Origin of the sequence: Anaerosporobacter mobilis DSM 15930 (assembly GCF_900142955.1) — a bacterium.
In the GTDB taxonomy this organism is placed as follows: domain Bacteria; phylum Bacillota; class Clostridia; order Lachnospirales; family Lachnospiraceae; genus Anaerosporobacter; species Anaerosporobacter mobilis.
Map to the genome: position 1 here is coordinate 64,180 of NZ_FRCP01000008.1, position 17,575 is coordinate 81,754.

At 35.0% G+C, this 17,575-nt stretch carries 22 protein-coding genes; 5 read left to right on the plus strand and 17 right to left on the minus strand.

The window, feature by feature from the left end; genetic code table 11:
- Positions 1 to 78: 78 nt before the first annotated feature.
- Complete coding sequence (locus BUB90_RS06830) at positions 79 to 1,149, minus strand: helix-turn-helix transcriptional regulator (protein ID WP_073285144.1); 1,071 nt, start codon at positions 1,147 to 1,149, stop codon at positions 79 to 81.
- Between the two features lie 321 nt (positions 1,150 to 1,470).
- Here BUB90_RS06830 and BUB90_RS06835 point away from each other — a divergent pair, with 321 nt between their 5' ends.
- Positions 1,471 to 2,637 (plus strand): CGNR zinc finger domain-containing protein, encoded by a 1,167-nt coding sequence (locus BUB90_RS06835; RefSeq protein WP_073285147.1) that lies wholly within the window; start codon positions 1,471 to 1,473, stop codon positions 2,635 to 2,637.
- 54 nt (positions 2,638 to 2,691) lie between these two features.
- Positions 2,692 to 2,853 carry a hypothetical protein gene (locus tag BUB90_RS23435; protein ID WP_170865451.1) on the plus strand — a complete coding sequence of 54 codons (162 nt, stop codon included), beginning with the start codon at positions 2,692 to 2,694 and terminating at the stop codon, positions 2,851 to 2,853.
- 42 nt (positions 2,854 to 2,895) lie between these two features.
- On the opposite strand, the gene BUB90_RS06840 is transcribed toward BUB90_RS23435, so the two are convergent.
- From BUB90_RS06840 to dinB, 5 genes are all read right to left on the minus strand, one after another.
- Positions 2,896 to 3,234, minus strand: coding sequence for a helix-turn-helix domain-containing protein (locus BUB90_RS06840; RefSeq protein ID WP_073285151.1), 339 nt, complete (start codon positions 3,232 to 3,234; stop codon positions 2,896 to 2,898).
- Positions 3,235 to 3,508: 274 nt separating this feature from the next.
- Complete coding sequence (locus tag BUB90_RS06845) at positions 3,509 to 3,727, minus strand: hypothetical protein (RefSeq protein ID WP_073285155.1); 219 nt, start codon at positions 3,725 to 3,727, stop codon at positions 3,509 to 3,511.
- A 170-nt stretch (positions 3,728 to 3,897) separates the two neighbouring features.
- Positions 3,898 to 4,149 (minus strand): hypothetical protein, encoded by a 252-nt coding sequence (locus BUB90_RS06850; RefSeq protein ID WP_073285159.1) that lies wholly within the window; start codon positions 4,147 to 4,149, stop codon positions 3,898 to 3,900.
- Positions 4,150 to 4,164: 15 nt separating this feature from the next.
- Entirely contained in the window at positions 4,165 to 4,386 is a 222-nt protein-coding gene (locus BUB90_RS06855; protein WP_242952493.1) for a LexA family protein, read from the minus strand.
- A 16-nt stretch (positions 4,387 to 4,402) separates the two neighbouring features.
- Positions 4,403 to 5,650, minus strand: a complete 1,248-nt coding sequence (gene dinB / locus BUB90_RS06860; protein ID WP_073285162.1) for a DNA polymerase IV — start codon at positions 5,648 to 5,650, stop codon at positions 4,403 to 4,405.
- A gap of 194 nt (positions 5,651 to 5,844) precedes the next feature.
- Here dinB and BUB90_RS06865 point away from each other — a divergent pair, with 194 nt between their 5' ends.
- Positions 5,845 to 6,300, plus strand: coding sequence for a helix-turn-helix domain-containing protein (locus BUB90_RS06865; protein WP_073285166.1), 456 nt, complete (start codon positions 5,845 to 5,847; stop codon positions 6,298 to 6,300).
- Between the two features lie 68 nt (positions 6,301 to 6,368).
- On the plus strand, positions 6,369 to 6,923 hold the full coding sequence (locus BUB90_RS06870) for an ImmA/IrrE family metallo-endopeptidase (RefSeq protein WP_073285169.1): 555 nt from the start codon (positions 6,369 to 6,371) through the stop codon (positions 6,921 to 6,923).
- 103 nt (positions 6,924 to 7,026) lie between these two features.
- Here BUB90_RS06870 and BUB90_RS06875 read toward each other — a convergent pair whose 3' ends face one another.
- The 8 genes from BUB90_RS06875 to BUB90_RS06915 all read right to left on the minus strand — a co-directional run bounded on the left by BUB90_RS06875 (position 7,027) and on the right by BUB90_RS06915 (position 14,170).
- Positions 7,027 to 8,598 (minus strand): IS1096 element passenger TnpR family protein, encoded by a 1,572-nt coding sequence (locus BUB90_RS06875; protein WP_073285172.1) that lies wholly within the window; start codon positions 8,596 to 8,598, stop codon positions 7,027 to 7,029.
- Positions 8,599 to 8,810: 212 nt separating this feature from the next.
- A complete protein-coding gene (locus BUB90_RS06880; protein WP_073285177.1) occupies positions 8,811 to 9,599 on the minus strand; it encodes a DUF2326 domain-containing protein in 789 nt (262 codons plus the stop codon).
- A 148-nt stretch (positions 9,600 to 9,747) separates the two neighbouring features.
- The gene (locus BUB90_RS23930; RefSeq protein WP_139133526.1) at positions 9,748 to 9,996 is read right to left on the minus strand and encodes a hypothetical protein; all 249 of its coding nucleotides are present in this window, start codon (positions 9,994 to 9,996) and stop codon (positions 9,748 to 9,750) included.
- Positions 9,993 to 11,444, minus strand: coding sequence for a BREX-1 system adenine-specific DNA-methyltransferase PglX (gene pglX, locus BUB90_RS06890; protein WP_139133525.1), 1,452 nt, complete (start codon positions 11,442 to 11,444; stop codon positions 9,993 to 9,995). Before pglX ends, BUB90_RS23930 begins: the two co-directional genes overlap by 4 nt.
- A gap of 113 nt (positions 11,445 to 11,557) precedes the next feature.
- A complete protein-coding gene (locus tag BUB90_RS06895) occupies positions 11,558 to 12,775 on the minus strand; it encodes a tyrosine-type recombinase/integrase (protein ID WP_004818925.1) in 1,218 nt (405 codons plus the stop codon).
- A gap of 81 nt (positions 12,776 to 12,856) precedes the next feature.
- Entirely contained in the window at positions 12,857 to 13,060 is a 204-nt protein-coding gene (locus BUB90_RS06900) for an excisionase (RefSeq protein WP_000814511.1), read from the minus strand.
- Between the two features lie 460 nt (positions 13,061 to 13,520).
- Positions 13,521 to 13,751, minus strand: a complete 231-nt coding sequence (locus tag BUB90_RS06910) for a helix-turn-helix domain-containing protein (RefSeq protein WP_000857133.1) — start codon at positions 13,749 to 13,751, stop codon at positions 13,521 to 13,523.
- A complete protein-coding gene (locus BUB90_RS06915; RefSeq protein WP_000804885.1) occupies positions 13,748 to 14,170 on the minus strand; it encodes a sigma-70 family RNA polymerase sigma factor in 423 nt (140 codons plus the stop codon). Before BUB90_RS06915 ends, BUB90_RS06910 begins: the two co-directional genes overlap by 4 nt.
- Before the next feature lie 504 nt (positions 14,171 to 14,674).
- Here BUB90_RS06915 and BUB90_RS06920 point away from each other — a divergent pair.
- Positions 14,675 to 15,028 (plus strand): helix-turn-helix transcriptional regulator, encoded by a 354-nt coding sequence (locus BUB90_RS06920; RefSeq protein ID WP_001227347.1) that lies wholly within the window; start codon positions 14,675 to 14,677, stop codon positions 15,026 to 15,028.
- Positions 15,029 to 15,087: 59 nt separating this feature from the next.
- Here BUB90_RS06920 and BUB90_RS06925 read toward each other — a convergent pair whose 3' ends face one another.
- From BUB90_RS06925 to BUB90_RS06935, 3 genes are all read right to left on the minus strand, one after another.
- Entirely contained in the window at positions 15,088 to 15,276 is a 189-nt protein-coding gene (locus BUB90_RS06925) for a cysteine-rich KTR domain-containing protein (protein WP_012962334.1), read from the minus strand.
- 97 nt (positions 15,277 to 15,373) lie between these two features.
- Complete coding sequence (tet(M), locus tag BUB90_RS06930) at positions 15,374 to 17,293, minus strand: tetracycline resistance ribosomal protection protein Tet(M) (protein WP_002414694.1); 1,920 nt, start codon at positions 17,291 to 17,293, stop codon at positions 15,374 to 15,376.
- 15 nt (positions 17,294 to 17,308) lie between these two features.
- Positions 17,309 to 17,395: a tetracycline resistance determinant leader peptide gene (locus BUB90_RS06935; RefSeq protein ID WP_012386611.1), complete on the minus strand. Its 87-nt coding sequence runs from the start codon at positions 17,393 to 17,395 to the stop codon at positions 17,309 to 17,311.
- Positions 17,396 to 17,575: the final 180 nt, after the last annotated feature.

The following is a 17,575-nucleotide window of genomic DNA, read 5'->3' on the forward strand; positions in this document are numbered from 1 at the left end:
TATTTTTTTGCTTCAATTTTATCTTATACAGATCAGCAATTCTGTTTGTGAATACAGTCTTTGTATAGGTAATTTTTTTTAAACATCATATTCTCGTTTTCTTATCGAATATCCTCTTTTAGGATGTCCCTCTCTAAATGCCGCTTGCTCACGAACATACACCTCTGCCAGCGAAAGCGATTTTCTATTCAATGAATCAGTCATTACTTTTTGTTTATACATAAGGTTAAGATTATCAATTATACCTTTTACTAAAGTTTTGGATTGCTCATCCATATATAGTGCAACGTATGCCATGTCATGTCCTAATTCAACATGTCTCTGTATGAATGTTTTATTTAATCCATAGAACACATCCTCTCCATTTCCATCAGATACTGGATCATAAGATTTACCAAGTAAAAAATCCAATGTACACAAACACGCAGTAGAAATCTTTATTAACTGCTCATAATTGATTTTTTTGTTCATTCCTTTTTCTATCCTATATAAAACATCTGTAGAAATATTTGTTTTCTCAGATAGCTTTTCTTTTGATATCTTTCGATACTCTCGTATCACCCTTAGGTTCTCACCTATTTTTACTGCCGTGGATTTCTTTTCATCTATATTTGTTTCTTTAGCTTTTGAAGATTTTTTTTCAGCAATGAATTGGTCGATTATATATTCTTGATACTCATTTTCGATTAGCTCCGTGGTCAATAGCCTTGTTTTTTCTCTGTCTATATCTTCTGCAAAATATCCCGTGGCCAATTTGTGTGCACTAACAAACGAGTGAATCGTACCAATTACACACTGTTCATATTGTTCATCGTATTTTTTCAAAAAATAATCTCTTATTCCAAATACTCGGTCTCCGTAATAGCTATAGAATGGTTCTTCATATTCAACAAGCTGATAATCAGCACGAAGTTCTTCTGGTAATGATTTACTTCCAAGAATTGTTTCTACTTCACATCCAAAATATCTCGCTATTCTAAAAACATTTTGCATGTTAATCTTCTTCAATTTTCCCTCTCGCATATTTCTTACTTCATAAATTGAAAGACCTGTTTGGTTTGCAAGTTCTGCAGGTCCAATTCCATTTTCCTTGATCTTCTTGTTAATGAATAACGCCATATTCTTTACATATATATCAATTTTGTTCATAGCTGTTTCCTCCGTCATACGTTTTCTTATGTAACAATCATACAATCATGTATTATAACGGTCAATCGTTATTCAGCGATTTTAACGCTCTATTACGTGTGTTTTCGCGTGTTCTAAACGTGCTCATATAAAGCATTTCAGACTCTTTTTTTTAATTCAAACACACCCAGTGTTATTTTTGATCGTAGCTCGTTTTTACACAAATTAATGGCTTCGTTGATTTATGTTCTATAATTCTCTTTATGTTAATTCTATGATACAATGGTACTTGTCATATGAACATATACTTTTTTATATGACAAAATGAAAGGATGTGAAGAAATGGTTGTAAACAAAGGATTTTCGTTCAGCAATATAGTTGGCATGTATGCCATAAAGGAAATGCCAGCAAATCATAAGTTGAATTCCTCAAATAAAATAATTACAGCATTATATCCAGGTAATCTAAAAAAACTATATTCCCAAAATTCATATGAAGAAGGCTCAATCGCCTATGAATTTCAAGCTATTGATACAAATGATATTAAACAAATCATTCAATTCTGTAATCAATATGGATTACTATTCTCTAACCGTTTACTTGCAAATCAAACCAACAACTATATTTTTATGAAAACATATAAATCTATCTTTTCAGAAGCTGTACCTAATTTTGCACCTGATGAAGTAAATCTCGATATGTTTATTGATGAAGTAATAACTATGCATAGACTTATTGGATTAAAAGCTGCTCTTGATACTAATGATCCTGTCGAACTTATTAACTGCCTTCTGCCACTATTATTATGTTATACATATAAGACACCTGAACCGGGTACTAATGAAACCGAATGCTTTAACAATTTATTTTACAAATATCTGAGTAGCTATTATCTTATTGATCAGCCATGCCTATTTGAATTAAAAGATGTGTACTTGCCAGAGTTAAATCATCTTCTTGATGACTTAACAAAATTTGTATACGAAGACAAAACAAATCGTTGGCTCCAACTTCCTCTAAAACTCGAAGCATACAAATATATGAATAATTGCACTTGGCAGAATTATCATGATATTATGACTAATCTACTAAAGGTTGTTTCCATTTCATCTAATGACAGTTTGTCTGAATTATACTATTCTGAAAATATATCTAAAGATTTATTGAATTCCTGTGGAATTACAGACCTTATGTTACAACATGCTGCTGTCACATGCCTTGCAGATCACTTCAACTCTCAAACCATGCTAATTACTCCTGAATTAAGATTTGAAAATGACCAATTAACATCAGACTGGAAAATTACATCTTTATTAGAGGCAATGTACATGGAACTCTCGGTTTCATTTGCGCCAAATACACAAGTGAAAAAATGTGCTAACCCAACTTGCAATAGCTTCTTCGATGTAGGCATTGGTAATTCCAGAAAGATATACTGCTCTACCCGATGTGCCATGCTTATGGCAAAGAGAAAGCAACGAGAACGTGACAAGCACAAACATGACTAATTCATAATGGATTCGCGAAAATTACATCCCCTTTTATAGAAGGAGGTGTTTTTCATGAATACACTATTAGAAATCAACATTAAGGAAGTTGATGTCAAAATAGATCATGAGTATGTCTATATCAATATATCTCATGGTATATTTACAGCAAAAATCAGCGTCAACAATATAAAATCCTTAACAGCCAAATTACTTAAATTATCCCAAGCAAAATAACATCATTCCACAAGGGTCCCTGTGATATATAGCAGGGACTCTTTATCTACCCAGAAATAAAGCCACCATCTGCTCTACCCTTCTTATTTTATCTAAATTACAACCCACAAGCATTGCATCAATGTTACTTAAAGAATTCATCTCCTCGCATATTTTCTTAGTCTCACCAAAATAAAGATAATCTGATGTTACATTCAAAATTTCGCAAATATGAACTAAATGTTCTGGCATACACATCACCTTTCCATTTTCGATTCTCGATATACTATCCACAGACAGTATCAATTCTTCTGCAAGCTGTTCCTGTGTCATACCTGCATTTTTTCTCGCTGTTCTTAATCTCTTTCCAAATTCTACTGCATCATAATTCTTTTTAAACATAATAAAATCCATCCTTTCGTTTGTATGGCTCGTTAAACGTTTAAGGATGGAAAATTACTCCTACTACTATGAAATTTTTTGCAACAAAAAAGGACGCATGAGAAAGTCCAGTCCTTAAACTGGTTTCTTTCCCATGCGTCCACGGTGAGTCCGTCTTAGCAAGCATCAGCCTTGCCGTAATTCAATACGTCTCCCATATCATGAGGCCTTCATTAAATTGTCTTTGTTACATAGCAATTACTATATCTGATGTTAACTTTGCTCTGATTTTTTTTTAGATATATACTTTCCCTTCATTATCTGCTCGGGCAATCAGCATTCCCTCTGTGTACTTTTTTAGTACCATAACTCTGGTACATCTATTTGTATGGCATCTGATAATAATCCCTGTTAAAACAGGTTCATCATCATTACCCGTAAGTAAATATGCCATTTTCATACTTTTTCTACATTTCTTACAATAAAATTCAATTTGTTTTAATTCTCTCATCATTCAGTCTGCTCCTTTACAATACAAAATCATCAGTAACATTTTGTACTTGAAAGGAAAAGGGAATCACCTTTGCAAGCTTATCTGGTGGGAGTTCCGTTGCATACCTGTCTAATATGCCCCAACCATATGCTGATCTTCGAAGCCAACTGATTACATGTCACCACACATAATCAGGCTCCGGTTTTCCCTTCTACAAACCAGAGATTGTTATCCTCATAAAAAAGATAACTTTCTCTACCATCAACAACACATGTATATCTAATTCCTACACCACCTGCCTTCATACTGGCAGCTCGACGCATATCTTTTACACGCTGAATTTCATATACGCTGCCATCTTTCCATATAAAACTTTTTGGTGTTAATACACCTTCTTTGGAAAACTCAGCAGTAACATCCACATATACCTTTACAATCTCCATACTACAACCACCTCCTCACATTATTTCAATAGCTCTTGGACTTCCTTCTACTCGGCGAATATATCCCTTTTCTTCTAATTGCTTTAAATAATTATGTGCACTAGATGCCGAGGCAAGTCCCGCCATTTCTGCAATTTCTCTGACAGTAGGCGGAAAACCATGGGCTTTCAGAAAATCACATAAGAAGTCATAGATTTTATTCTGTTTATCGTTTAAATCATATCTCATATAAGCCATATTTAAATGCCTCCTTTTACCCAAAATAACCAATTGGATGTGTCGTATGATCCTCTTTTGCATTCACAGAAGAGAGAATCTTATCACGGTACATAAGACCTCTTTGAACACTATAGAATCCAAATCTTCGCCTAATGGTATCTACTGCATCATCCAATTTCATCTGTTTTTCTCTTTGCTCTACACTTGAAAATAAATCTATCTGTTCCCAATAATTGTCGTTGACAAGATCTGCTCCTCGGACTCCTACACTTCTGATTGGTTTTCGCCAGTCGTAATTTTCTATGAATATCCGATACGCTTCGCTTGCAATCTCACCAGTAATACTCGTGGCATGATCAATCTTATGCTGTCTGGTAAATGAATAAAGCTCATTATCCCTCACACTTATTTCAATCACCCTGCACTTAAACCCATTTTCTCGAAGCCTTGCGGATACGCTCTCTGCTAAAATATAAAGAACAATTTTTACATCCTCATCAGTCTCTAAATCCCTTGGTGTCGTAGTACTATTTCCAATAGACTTTATTGGTGCATGTGTATGTTCCATTTTTACCGGTGAGTCATCATAGCCATTCGCAAATGCCCAGAGAATACCACCCATCTTGCCAAGCTGTGACATTAACAAATGTTCGTCTGTTTGTGCTAAGTCTCCAATTGTCTTGATTCCAAATCGAGCTAACTTCTGATTGGTACTCCGTCCTACATATAAAAGATCAGATGCAGGAAGTTCCCAAGCTTTGCTCTTGAATTCATCTTCATACATAGTTGTAATGGCATCTGGTTTCTTATAATCAGAACCAAGTTTTGCAAAAATCTTGTTAAAGGATACTCCAATACTTACGGTTATGCCCAACTCTGATTTCATACGATTGCTAATTTCTTTTGCTATCTTGTATCCATCACCTTTTAACGAACTACTAGCGGTCACATCCAACCATGATTCATCCACTCCATAGGGTTCTTGAAGATCCGTGTATTCTCCATATATTTCATGAGCCATTCTGGAAAATCGCAAATACAAATCCATTCTAGGTGAAACAATGTTGAGTTCTGGGCAAACCTGCTTCGCCTGCCAAAGTGCCATACCTGTTTTCACACCGTATTTTTTAGCTATATAATCTGCGGTTAAGACTATACCATGTCTTGCTTCGGGGTCTCCGCCTACAGCCAAAGGTTTTCCATTCAGCTCTGGACGATGCAAATGTTCTATTGTCGCATAACATGCGTTAATATCTGAATGCAATATGACTCGTTTGCCCATCGCTCATCATCTCGTTTCTTTCAGAAGTTTCAAAATACATAATCAGAACTTTTTATTGACAATTCGGAAGTTCTGATATATGATTAATCAGAAGTTACCTAACAAACATGATTATATCATTTTAAAGAAGTTTGTCAATAGTTAATCGGAAGTTATAAGAATAAAATTTTTCTTCCTAGAAAGTAGGTAGTAACATGACTTTTGGTGAAAAAGTAAAAGAGGCAAGACTATTAAAAAATCTATCCCAGACGGAGCTTGCAGCAATAACAGGTATTTCTGAACGTTCACTCTATACCTATGAGCAGCTAAATACACTCCCAAGAAAAAGTAATATCAAGAAACTGGCAGATGCGCTAAGTGTATCTGTATCTTATCTGGTAGATGATGAAGAAGCTGATAAGCAAAAAAATATCGAGAATGAAGACTTTCTCGATACTGTCAAAGACAAATTCGGTTACAAGGGTGCAAAAGAGGCAAAAGATGTGTTAGACCGTGCTGGAGCACTTTTCGCTGGTGGCGATCTTGATGATGATGCCAAAGAGATATTTATGCAATCTTTAATGCAAGTATATATTTCATCCAAGAAGGAAGCATCTGAAAAATTCTCCAGAAAGAAAAAAACGAAGCCGCCGATCGACGAGTCCGTTTAATAGGACAGCATTTTTGCTACTGTTATAATAGCTAAATGCCAAAATATTTTTGAAGGAAGTGATACCAAATGACAATTGATTACATTGTTAATGTGGTAGATGCTCTGGTCAAGAAAGCAGGTAGCCGAGATCCCTTTGTTATCTGTAAAGTCCTGGACTATAAATTGCACTATATAGATTTACATCAGAGACTGAAAGCCTACTACTTCTATCAATCACGCATTAATAATATCGTAATTGATGAGAATATCATGGAACTATTTCGTCCAATACTGATTGCCCACGAGTTAGGACACGGTATGCTTCACAAAGAAATTGCCATGATGTCTGGCTTTCAGGAATTGGAAGTATTGGAAAAAAGAGCTGATAAGCCTATGGAATACGAAGCAAATCTATTTGCAGCTGAGCTTCTACTCGAAGACAAAAGCGTTCTAGAAACATTAAATGAATATACCTTTTTTGAAACAGCAAGCATTTTAAATGTCCCTGCTGCTCTACTTGATTTCAAATTTGCAATCCTAAAAACAAAGGGTTACCGTATTAATGATTTGCAAATAGCCAAGTCTCATTTTTTAAAAGAGGATCTAGGAGCTTATGGGGGTAATAATTCCCATGATTGCTAATGCATTTATAAGAATGACGAAAGCTTGACCAGACGAATCATATTCTCTGGTCAGCTCTGTCTTATAAACTCTATGAGTTGCAGATTTCATGGCTGTTTTTCTTCTATAAAATATTTGGAGGATTTGTCTTTCTTCCAGTCCAACCCATACCTCTAGCCCATTCTTTCATAGATTCTTTTTCTTCTAAATCTTCTCCGTGAAGAACTTCAAGCATATTACAATATCCATAAATTCCACCAATATCATCGCATACTGGCAGTGCATCTGCATCCACGCATACTGGTCGGTGTTCTTCCATTGGTTCTATTGGGTTTCCAGATGCTTTATACTTCTCCTTTGTCTCATAACATGCCGTCGCAGTTATTTTTACATTCCAATCGTCACCATAATCGTACCAGTAACGGATTGCATTTAGAATAGGTGATGTGACTGGAGCAAGACATATCTCTTCCTTTTCTGAATTTTTCAGTATTAGTCTATTAGAAAAATCCCAAGAATCAAAGTTTTGTATCATTCCTGGCATAAGTAAAATGTCATAGATTGGAAGTCTTTCTATTAGTTCATCAAAGCCACCTTCAAAAGTAATGCTGTCTGCAAGCTCTGTAATTGTCACCTCTGTAATTGGCGCAATGCGTTTTATCATATTTGCTTTTGCGTCCTTATCTCCTGTTTTTTCAGTAAGCTCTCTGCATTCATCCATCCATTCTCCGAATGATTTTCTTATTTCTAAGGTAGGCTGCCACTCATATAACTCTTTTACATCCTTCTGACACCTATAGAAATATTCTCTAGTTCCTCCATAATAATATGGTCCGGTATATTTTTTCCTCATCCAGTTTTTCACACTAATCCCAGCTTTATAATCATCATCCCAATAAATATCTTCATAATCTTCACATGGAAAACGGAAATACATGCCTGCAAGTTTAGCCCAATCTGTAAGTTTCCCTGATTTAATCATCATATTATAATCATCTTCATATGGATGAAAACTGTGCAAATGACTATTCTGCCATCCGAAAGCTCTGTTTATTGCATAATGAAGTGCATGTAGAGTAATATCTCCCGGAACAATGATATCTCTTGATATATTGGTCGTCATTTTTCCATATTGTACAAGTATGCCTAATTCATTTGTTCCCAATGCCTTGTCTTCCATGTCCAATTCTAAATGAAGTCTTATGGCATAAGGGATAGGACGATCTTCTGCCAACTGTCTGGTACGTTCCTTTAATATATCTAATTTATCCATTCGATTATTCTCCATTTCTTTATCTGGATTCATATGTTGATTAGTATGTTGATTAGTATTTTGATTAAGCTTCTTTATTTGTGAACTTTCAGCTACATGCATTCGTTCACGATACACTTCACTTCGCACAGCTTCATCACTTCGATTGTCTCCGCCATATTGTCCTCTGCTATATGGAAGATACGATTGAACATTCTTTTCAGATATAAAAAGCTGTTTTGCAATCTCAGCAACAGATAATCCCCTTGCATATAGAGAACCTATCTGAACACTTGTATTGCTGTTCCATAAACCTTCAGTAATAAGGACACGACGTACCTTGATAGGATATGTGCCTAACTTCTTTGCTGTTTCTTTTACAGAAGAAGTTTCTTGATATAATTGAATAATCTTATGATATAGATTGTCATTTATCTCTTCCATGTGCAACGTCCTTTCATTAATATTGAGTAAATTATATATTTTATAACTTTTCGTGTCAACCTTACCTTTTCAAATTAAAAACAGAGGGAACTTTACTTAAGCATTACTATATTAAGAAGTTCCCACTTTTTTACTCTATCTCATAATCTTTGCCATCATCGGCATCTCGTGTTGAATGATTGAGGCACATTTACAACTTTCCATATAAATCATTAATACTTACAGCCAAAGAAACGGTGCTCATCTCCATGCTCTCTATCAAATTCAGCTACAATCATCTTCTTCTTTCGAAAATCTTCTAAATCCGTTTCTTCCACTTCGGACTTATTTATTGTGATAAAATACTGCCCCTTCTCAGCGTCTTTCAAATAGTTATCTACATAATTAACAACTTTAGCCTTTGCCCCTGGATTAGGCTTACAATAAGAACCATCGTGAATTAACAAATCACACCCTGTATTATTATCAATTCGATTAAGAAACAGGGCTAGGTCAAACATGTTTATTTTCATATATAAACGACCATGTGAATTCTCATCAGCAATTTGGCAGCAAATTTTTATACGTCCAGTACTTGATCTCTTCTTTACGTCATTCTCGTAGCTGTAATTTAGAACTCCATCTTCACCATATGCAGCTTGAACAAGGTTTTGGAAATGCGTTTCAATATTTTCAATATTTTCACTATACTGATTATATTCGGCTTCATACTCAATAGTCTTTTCAAGAATTTCTTTACCTTTTTCATTTGATTGTTTGGTCAAATCATTAATTTCATTATATTTTTCAATTTTCATTTTCACATCAGCTAATCTCAAATATTCTATATTAAGTTGTTCGTTAATATTATGTATATCGTCAACAATCTGAGTATTCTGGAAGATCCTTGTACTAAGTGTTATTATTTCTTTAATTTCTTGTTTTTGCATCTGTAAATGCTCTGCTTCTTTCTCTAGTTCTTTGATACGTTCCTTAAAATAATCCCCTCTATTTTCAAGCATAAAGCCAAAAAAGCTTTCCATCTGTTCATAATTTTGCGATAAATCTTCCGGAAAATAATTAAGCAATGCTTTTTTATGATGATAGATTTCGTATCAAGCAATAATGCAATTCTTGATAATACAACTTTCTTTTCCATTTCATCACCCCCTATATCTTCCCAAGAATATCAAGTTTCTTTCCGTCCTGTCCCGTCTGTACTTTCTCATAGTTTACTTTTACACCATCATCTAAATCAATGTCAATCCGGCTAAGTGCGAGATGGGCTATTTTTTCATCATATTCTTTTGTTTCTTTTAATTGCTTAACTAGCTTTTCTTTTCTCTTCTCTGCTTGAGCAACTTCTTTAGAATTAGATGAATTATCAACCATTTCCTGCATTCGTTCTATTTCATTCATATAAATTTTTTGCATTTTATGCAAATAATCAACACAACAATTCCTGTTGTATCCTCAGTATAGCGGTGCATATAAACAAGCGCCTTAAAACCATCATTTTTACCACTATCATAAAGCCAATAAATCGGACGCTTTTGATATGTTTTCAAATGATCCTTGTAGAAGTCCTTCAGAAAGTAATTTCGGATAATTTCTCTTGAGGTATTTCCTTTATTGCCAAGAGCACTTGCAATAAAAGCAAGATTATCTTCCAAGGTTTCTTTTCCATAGACCATCTTTACAAATTCAACAAATAATCCCAGTATGTCATCCTCAAAGTACTCTTCGTCAGAAATAGGAATAACATTATCTTTATCTGGAACAAAATCACCATATTTGCCATCGTCCCATTCACCTCCTGCATATATGAGTCCTTCAACATTAAGTGAATATCGCCCAAACATACAACCTACTGCATAAGATATAAAACTCTTTATATCCTTTTGTAAGTCAGCTTGATAAATTGTTATATCTTTATCTTCTACTTCTGGACCTAATTCGTTCTGCAAGCCATAAATATCAATAAATATACGATTTATTTCTTCTTCGTTTTTTTTGAGTTGACAAAAGCGTTTTTCACATTCTCTTTTCCACTTTTCAAATGCATTTTTTAAATTTGATGAATCTATAAATGGGTGTTTTGTAAATTCCCAGGATGATTCGAAAGCATTCCAATCCATTTTAGAAATCACTTCACTATTAGCAACTAAATCAATTGTGTCAGAAATATATTTCTCTGATAATATGATCGGAAGCTTGGATATATCTCCTTGATTATAATTCAACCCTTCGTTAAAAAAACCTAAGTATTTTTGTGCAAGCTTAGAATTTAAGAACCCAACTATATAATATAAAACTGCTCTTTCTGCAAAAATAGCCATTCCAGCATTCGAAAACAAAAAACCTTTTGGAAATAATCTGACAGAAAATGAACTACTTGATATTGCAGACCAAGTAGCACCATTTCTAAAATAGTAATCTCTATTTTGTGGCCTGGCTCCCTTTTTTCCAGCCTTATTAATATGGTTAATCACGTAAATCCCATCATCCTTCCAGTTAACTACCTCGTCATTGTTCCCGTACCATTTTCTAAATTCTCCACCATTATTATATGGAAACCATACACTTTTTTCTTTCATAATCACATTATTTAAACATAAGTTTTCAGTTGAACATTCAAACCATTTTCTTACAAATAAATCTACATCACCTGTTTGTAATCCAACTTTAGGGCTACACATGTCAGCTAGAGATTTACCATCTTGAAATGAATTTACAGCAGCTTTGCTTGCCCAAAAGGAAAGTGGACTTCCTGTAATAAAACAAAATTCTTCTATATTTTTTAGATAAACAAAGTATAAATTTCTAATTATCTTTTTATATTTTCTTAAATGCTCGTAAAGCCTTATTCTATGTGCTTTCGAGTATTTTTACTGTAGGAAGATACTTCACGTTTCTTTGCATATTTCCTCATGTCTTAGCTGTCAGAAGTGGTAAATAAGTAGTAAATTCATTTGTACTACTAAGCAACAAGACGCTCCTGTTGCTTCTCTTTATTCAAGCGTTTCATCTCTGACATTGCGGAATCAAATGTTGCGTGTGCGTAATAGTTCAGCGTCATGGCTATATTTGCATGCCCCATAATGTATTGTAATGCTTTTGGGTTCATTCCTGCATTTGCATAGTTGGTACAGAATGTATGTCGCAAACTATGTGGAGTGATGTGTGGTAACTTATCATCATTATACTTGTTGTATTTCTTAACAAGACCTTTCATCATACCATTATAGTCACTCGCCACTTTTGGATAGTTCTTTCTATTAAGAAAGAGGAAATCACTATATCCATCAATCTCAACACGCTTATCATTCTTTCGATTCGCTAACACTCGCTTAAATGCTTGATAGGCTTCTTCAACCATAGGAACTTGACGTTCGCCACTTTTGGTCTTTGGTGTTTCAATGTAGTACCCAATTTCAGTATCTCTCAATAGCTGATGGTCTATATTGACAAGACGATTCTCAAAATCTAAATCTGGAAGTGTCAAACCACCAAACTCTGAAATACGAAGACCTGTTTTTAAGAGTATCAGAATTTCATCATAATTTTTGCTGTAGGTTTTATCAGCTTTTGCAAAGGCTAACAGTTTTTCTTCCTGTTCTTCTGTTAGTACGGTCTTAGGGACAGTATCATCATCAAGAACTGCTTTCAGTTGAAAGTCAAATGGATTCTTCCGAACACAATCATCTTGTATAGCAATATAGAATGAAGCCTTTAAAGAACGTTTGTAGTTATTGATGGTTTGATAAGCATAACCATTTTCACTCATTCTAATAGCCCATTCTTTAGCGTCTGATGGCTTAATACTGTCAATACTTCTTACACCTAACTTGTCTTTCTTCAAAATATCCATAAGATATTTGCGTCCAGTTTCAGTGTTTTTTCTAACCTTTGGTCTTTGAGCGTTCTGTTTTGCGTAAAGCTGGCAGAGTGTCATTTTCTTTCCTACAACATCAATACCATCATGAATGTCTTTCTGTAACTCTGCGATTTTCTCCCTAAGTGAGATACAATCACGCTTTCCTGCTGGTACTCGGTCTGTAGCCACAAGTTTCCACGAGTAAACAAATTGCGGTTCTCCAAATGAATCTATATATTTGTATAAGTATCTTCCGTCTTTTCGTTGGCTCTCTCCAGTCTTTAAGATTCGACCTTTATTGTCACGTCTTTTTTCTGACATGGCATTTGCTCCTTTCCTTTATGGAAAGAGCCTTGATACGACTTAATACTATTTTATCATATACAAGACCCTTTGGCGACGCTAGATTGCGTCCAATGTATCTATAATTTTTTCAAATTGTTTTCGTTTAATCTGAATACGATTGCCATTCATAATCAGCCAATTTGCATTTTTATTTTCCTCTGCCAAGCGTCGTAGCTTGTTTTCGCCAATACGAAAATATTTTGACGCTTCTTCAATGGTTAGGGTATAACGTTCCCAAATAGGAATGTCAGTCTGCTTCATAAAATCCTCCTTTCCAAATCACTTATTTGGATTTCATAAAAGTTGTTTTACCAGCAATCGAACAGCTTTAGCAAAGCTCACGGGAGTTCCACCCCTGCATGGTTCTCATGTAGCCATACTCATTGCCTGCGACGGTTTTATCACGCTCGGACTATTGACTGTATGGGAGTATCATTATCACGATAAGAATGTCGTTGCAGGCAATCCTGCTAAAGATTGCTTCTCGGATCACTAACATGAATCGCTCGCTATCTTTATAAGATAGGTCATGGCGGTTAGTTCCGTTGGCTCTTTTCTTATCGAAACGTATTCGATTACTTTTATTCAGTTTTCAAAGAACAATGGCTCGTTAGCCTATCAAAACACATTGAAAGCTCAATATGCTTTGGTGGAATAACAAACCTCCCTGTTCGGGAAGCGTGGAATGGTTTAGCACGCTTCCACGAAAGGAGAGAGGATATTACTTAATTTCAAATGACAAAATCTTTGTAATCAGTCTGGTTTCCATTCTTCCACGTAAGACTTCATCAACGACCATACTTTGATTGCCATATTCATCTTTCATAAGTCGTAGGGAACGCTTCGTTATGTACCCTCTGTAATGATGTAGAATCTGGTTAATCGCTTCGGTATCGCCATCTGTTGCCTTTACAATGAGAGGAAAGGGAATCATAGGATATTGTGTTTTCATTCTTCAAATTCCTCCATAAACTTTTTAATTAAGGCTAGTCCACTGGTTCTATGCCGATAGACAGTAGAACGGTTCAATTTCAACAGGTCTGCAATTTCTGAATCGCTCATGTCCATAAAGTAAAACAGCAGTAGAATTTCACGTTTCTTGTCTGGCAACTCACGTAATGCTTCACTCAACAAATCATTTTCAACGCCTACTGATAACCCATTGAGTGTAAAAATCTGAAAGTCAGTTGAATAGTTATCTGTTGTCGCAAACTGGCTAACAAGATAATCGCCAACATCCGAAAAGGACACCTCACGCTTTGCAATCCTTGAAAGATAAAGCATATAATTCTTTCGCTCGTCTTCCATAGCACGTTTACAGATATAGTCAAACTGATTTTCTATTGTGGTCTGAAAAGAAGATGGTTTCATGTTTCTCACCCCCTTTCTGTCTAGGAAAGGAAGTGAGCCTTGCTCGTTTATCTCCTTTCACTCTTAGTCCCAATGTGAAAGGGGGATTTGTTGCATTACTGATAAATAAACTTTGTAAAAAAGTTCTGAATAGCCAAAAAAGCATATAAACAGATTTATTTCTCTGTTTACATGCTTCTGTTATTCTATCTATATGATTTATAAAACCACATTGGTGGACGTACTTATCTATTGCAGATAGACGACTTTTTTTGACAAGAACCCAATGTAAGGAAATTTATTGTATATGATGTACTTCATGGCGACGTTGACCTCCAACAAACCGCCATTTGGAAGTAATATACAATATTTTAACAGCGTAAATAGCACTACCATATAACGGTTTTTTTTATTGGCGTTTAGTAGTGCTTTTTATTAAATATAAACCTATAAACCATATAACACGTTTTTCTATACCTGTTTTTAATTCAGTAGGAACAATAAAATGTATAGAGGTGGTCTACTATGCGTAAAAAAGAAGATAAATATGATTTTAGAGCCTTTGGTTTAGCCATTAAAGAAGCTCGATTGAAACGAGGTTTAACTCGTGAACAAGTGGGAGCATTGATTGAAATTGACCCACGGTACTTAACTAATATTGAAAATAAGGGGCAACACCCCAGCATACAAGTTCTTTATGACCTTGTATCGTTACTTCATGTTTCCGTTGATGAATTTTTCTTACCTGCTAATAACTTGGTAAAAAGCACCCGACGATTACAGATAGAGAAATACATGGATAGCTTTACAGACAAAGAACTATCCTTAATGGAATCTTTAGCCAGCGGTATCAACGAAGCAAGAAACATCGAAGACTAATTAAAAGAATCCATACATAACGGAAAGAGCCGATAAAATGAGATTGTATTAATCTCATTTTATCGGCTCTGCGTCTTTGCGTCTGGCTCTGTAATCACAGTTACTTTGAACTGCTTTATTTCAATTAAATTTTCTTGTCTGCATTTCGGACAATAGAGGGGGAATTTTTTTAATTCAGTATCTTCCCTTATCTTTAATCGTGTTTTATTTCCACATACAGGACACAATATCCACTTGTAGTTTATAATAACTATCTCCTCCTTTACACTTTAATTCAAATCTTTATTAAAAAATATTTCATCTTATTTAACAAGAAACCATATTTATATAACAACATAAAATACACTAAGTTATTTTATTGAACATATATCGTACTTTATCTATCCGACTATTTGGACGACGGGGCTGGCAAACAGGTTCACCGGTAGTAACATGGTACCCTTTTAACTCTGTTAAACAAACACTACGTCCATTTGTAAAGAAAGTTAAATCACTACGATATTCTTGAATACACCGAGCAGGGATTTCTCCACTAAGAATGACCTCATTATTTTTCAATTGAGTGTCTACGATGTTCGCACAATATTTAGGAGCATCGTTGTATGCTCGTGAAAGATATTCCTGTGGCGCATAAATTTTAAAACTAAGATATGGCTCTAACAATTCTGTTCCAGCTTTTTTTAAGACTTGTTCCAATACAATAGGAGCAAGCATCCGAAAATCTGCTGGGGTACTAACAGGGCTATAGTATAAGCCATACTTAAAACAGATTTTACAGTCCGTCACATTCCAACCATACAATCCTTGTTCACAGCCATAGCGTATCCCCTCCATAACTGCATTTTGAAACGATTGATTTAAGTATCCAAGAGAAACCGAGCTCTCATACTGTACTCCGCTCCCTAATGGAAGCGGTGCTACAGATAGACCAATGGAAGCCCAGAAAGGATTCGGTGGAACTTCGATGTGAATGGTATACTCTGCTTTTTTTAACGGTCTTTCCATATAAATGACTGTAGGCTCTTTTATTTCTATCTCCACATGATACTTTTCTTGCAGCAGAGCACAAGTCACTTCCATTTGTACTTTCCCTAAGAAAGAAAGTATGATTTCATGTGTCGCAGAATCCACATAATATCGCAGAAGCGGGTCACTGTCGGAGATTTCTAAAAGTGCATCAAGTAACATTTCCCTTTGTTGAGGTTTGCTCGGTTCAACAGTCGTTTGCAGCAGAGGGAGGGGATTTTCAATTCTCTCTCTCTGTGGCAATAGCTTTGTATCTCCAAGAACACTATTTAACTTCAAAAACTCATTCTGCAAAATAACAATTTCCCCGGAATAAGCCTTATCGATTTTACATAATTCACCATTTATTGAAGTATACATTTCTGTAATTTTTATTTTTTCCTTTTCCGATATTCTAACCGAATCTCGCAAATGCAGTACGCCACTATAAAGACGTATATATGCAAGACGCTGTCTTTTTTCCGAATACTCAATTTTGAAAACTTTTCCGCAAAGTTCAGACTGACCTCGATGTGTTGATGAATAAAATTTATTCGTAATCACTTCTATAAGGTTATCAATCCCTATATTGTTTTTTGCACTTCCGTGATAAACAGGGAACAGGGAACAATTATGAAATCTTATGCTTTCCTCTTGTTCGAGTTCTAATGCTTCCAATAATTTCCCAGACGTATATTTCTCCAAAAGGTAATCATTTCCTTCTATTACCATATCCCATTGTTCAGATTCGGTAAAGTTCATTACACGCATATTAGGATGCAGTTCTACCTTCTGTTTGATTACAATTTCCGCAGAAAGTTTCTCTTTAATATCCTGATAAACCGTTGATAAATCAATTCCATTTTGGTCAATCTTATTGATAAAAAAGATTGTGGGAATACCTATTTTCCTAAGTGCATGAAACAATATACGAGTTTGTGCTTGTACGCCATCTTTTGCAGAAATCAGTAGAATTGCCCCATCTAATACTGATAATGAACGATATACTTCTGCTAAAAAATCCATATGTCCTGGCGTGTCTATGATGTTTATCTTAGTATTTTTCCACTGAAAAGAGGTTATCGCCGTCTGAATTGTAATTCCTCTCTGACGTTCTAAAAGCGTATTATCCGTTTTCGTTGTACCTCTGTCCACGCTTCCTAATTCTGTAATCGCTCCACTGTTATATAATAAGCTTTCTGTTAAGGTAGTTTTTCCCGCATCAACATGAGCTAAAACTCCAATATTAATAATTTTCATGTGATTTTCCTCCATTCAAAAGCCCAAAAGGGCATAAAAATCCCAGTGATAAATACTCTTATCACTGGGATTTTTATGCATAACCATAGGCATACAAAGCATACAGATATTCTCCGGATACTTTAGAATCACATGATAAAGGTATTCTTAAACTGGGTACAAAAAACTAAGCCCTCCTAAAAAAGGACATCCAATTATTTGTTCCCACTATCAAATTGACAGTTTATTTAAGAATACCTTGCCGCATATTTATTAACTCCTTTTAAATAGATACTTAAATAA

Bases quoted from the DNA above. Each gene is read 5' to 3' on its own strand.
- BUB90_RS23930 (WP_139133526.1), bottom strand. From the start codon at position 9,996: ATGAATGAAATAGAACGAATGCAGGAAATGGTTGATAATTCATCTAAT.
- BUB90_RS06850 (WP_073285159.1), bottom strand. From the start codon at position 4,149: ATGGAGATTGTAAAGGTATATGTGGATGTTACTGCTGAGTTTTCCAAA.
- BUB90_RS06835 (WP_073285147.1), top strand. From the start codon at position 1,471: ATGGTTGTAAACAAAGGATTTTCGTTCAGCAATATAGTTGGCATGTAT.
- BUB90_RS23435 (WP_170865451.1), top strand. From the start codon at position 2,692: ATGAATACACTATTAGAAATCAACATTAAGGAAGTTGATGTCAAAATA.
- BUB90_RS06900 (WP_000814511.1), bottom strand. From the start codon at position 13,060: ATGAAGCAGACTGACATTCCTATTTGGGAACGTTATACCCTAACCATT.
- BUB90_RS06880 (WP_073285177.1), bottom strand. From the start codon at position 9,599: ATGCTTGAAAATAGAGGGGATTATTTTAAGGAACGTATCAAAGAACTA.
- BUB90_RS06920 (WP_001227347.1), top strand. From the start codon at position 14,675: ATGCGTAAAAAAGAAGATAAATATGATTTTAGAGCCTTTGGTTTAGCC.
- dinB (WP_073285162.1), bottom strand. From the start codon at position 5,650: ATGGGCAAACGAGTCATATTGCATTCAGATATTAACGCATGTTATGCG.
- BUB90_RS06895 (WP_004818925.1), bottom strand. From the start codon at position 12,775: ATGTCAGAAAAAAGACGTGACAATAAAGGTCGAATCTTAAAGACTGGA.
- BUB90_RS06865 (WP_073285166.1), top strand. From the start codon at position 5,845: ATGACTTTTGGTGAAAAAGTAAAAGAGGCAAGACTATTAAAAAATCTA.
- BUB90_RS06870 (WP_073285169.1), top strand. From the start codon at position 6,369: ATGACAATTGATTACATTGTTAATGTGGTAGATGCTCTGGTCAAGAAA.
- BUB90_RS06840 (WP_073285151.1), bottom strand. From the start codon at position 3,234: ATGTTTAAAAAGAATTATGATGCAGTAGAATTTGGAAAGAGATTAAGA.
- BUB90_RS06910 (WP_000857133.1), bottom strand. From the start codon at position 13,751: ATGAAAACACAATATCCTATGATTCCCTTTCCTCTCATTGTAAAGGCA.
- BUB90_RS06915 (WP_000804885.1), bottom strand. From the start codon at position 14,170: ATGAAACCATCTTCTTTTCAGACCACAATAGAAAATCAGTTTGACTAT.
- BUB90_RS06935 (WP_012386611.1), bottom strand. From the start codon at position 17,395: ATGCTTTGTATGCCTATGGTTATGCATAAAAATCCCAGTGATAAGAGT.
- BUB90_RS06845 (WP_073285155.1), bottom strand. From the start codon at position 3,727: ATGATGAGAGAATTAAAACAAATTGAATTTTATTGTAAGAAATGTAGA.
- BUB90_RS06875 (WP_073285172.1), bottom strand. From the start codon at position 8,598: ATGGAAGAGATAAATGACAATCTATATCATAAGATTATTCAATTATAT.
- BUB90_RS06830 (WP_073285144.1), bottom strand. From the start codon at position 1,149: ATGAACAAAATTGATATATATGTAAAGAATATGGCGTTATTCATTAAC.
- BUB90_RS06855 (WP_242952493.1), bottom strand. From the start codon at position 4,386: ATGGCTTATATGAGATATGATTTAAACGATAAACAGAATAAAATCTAT.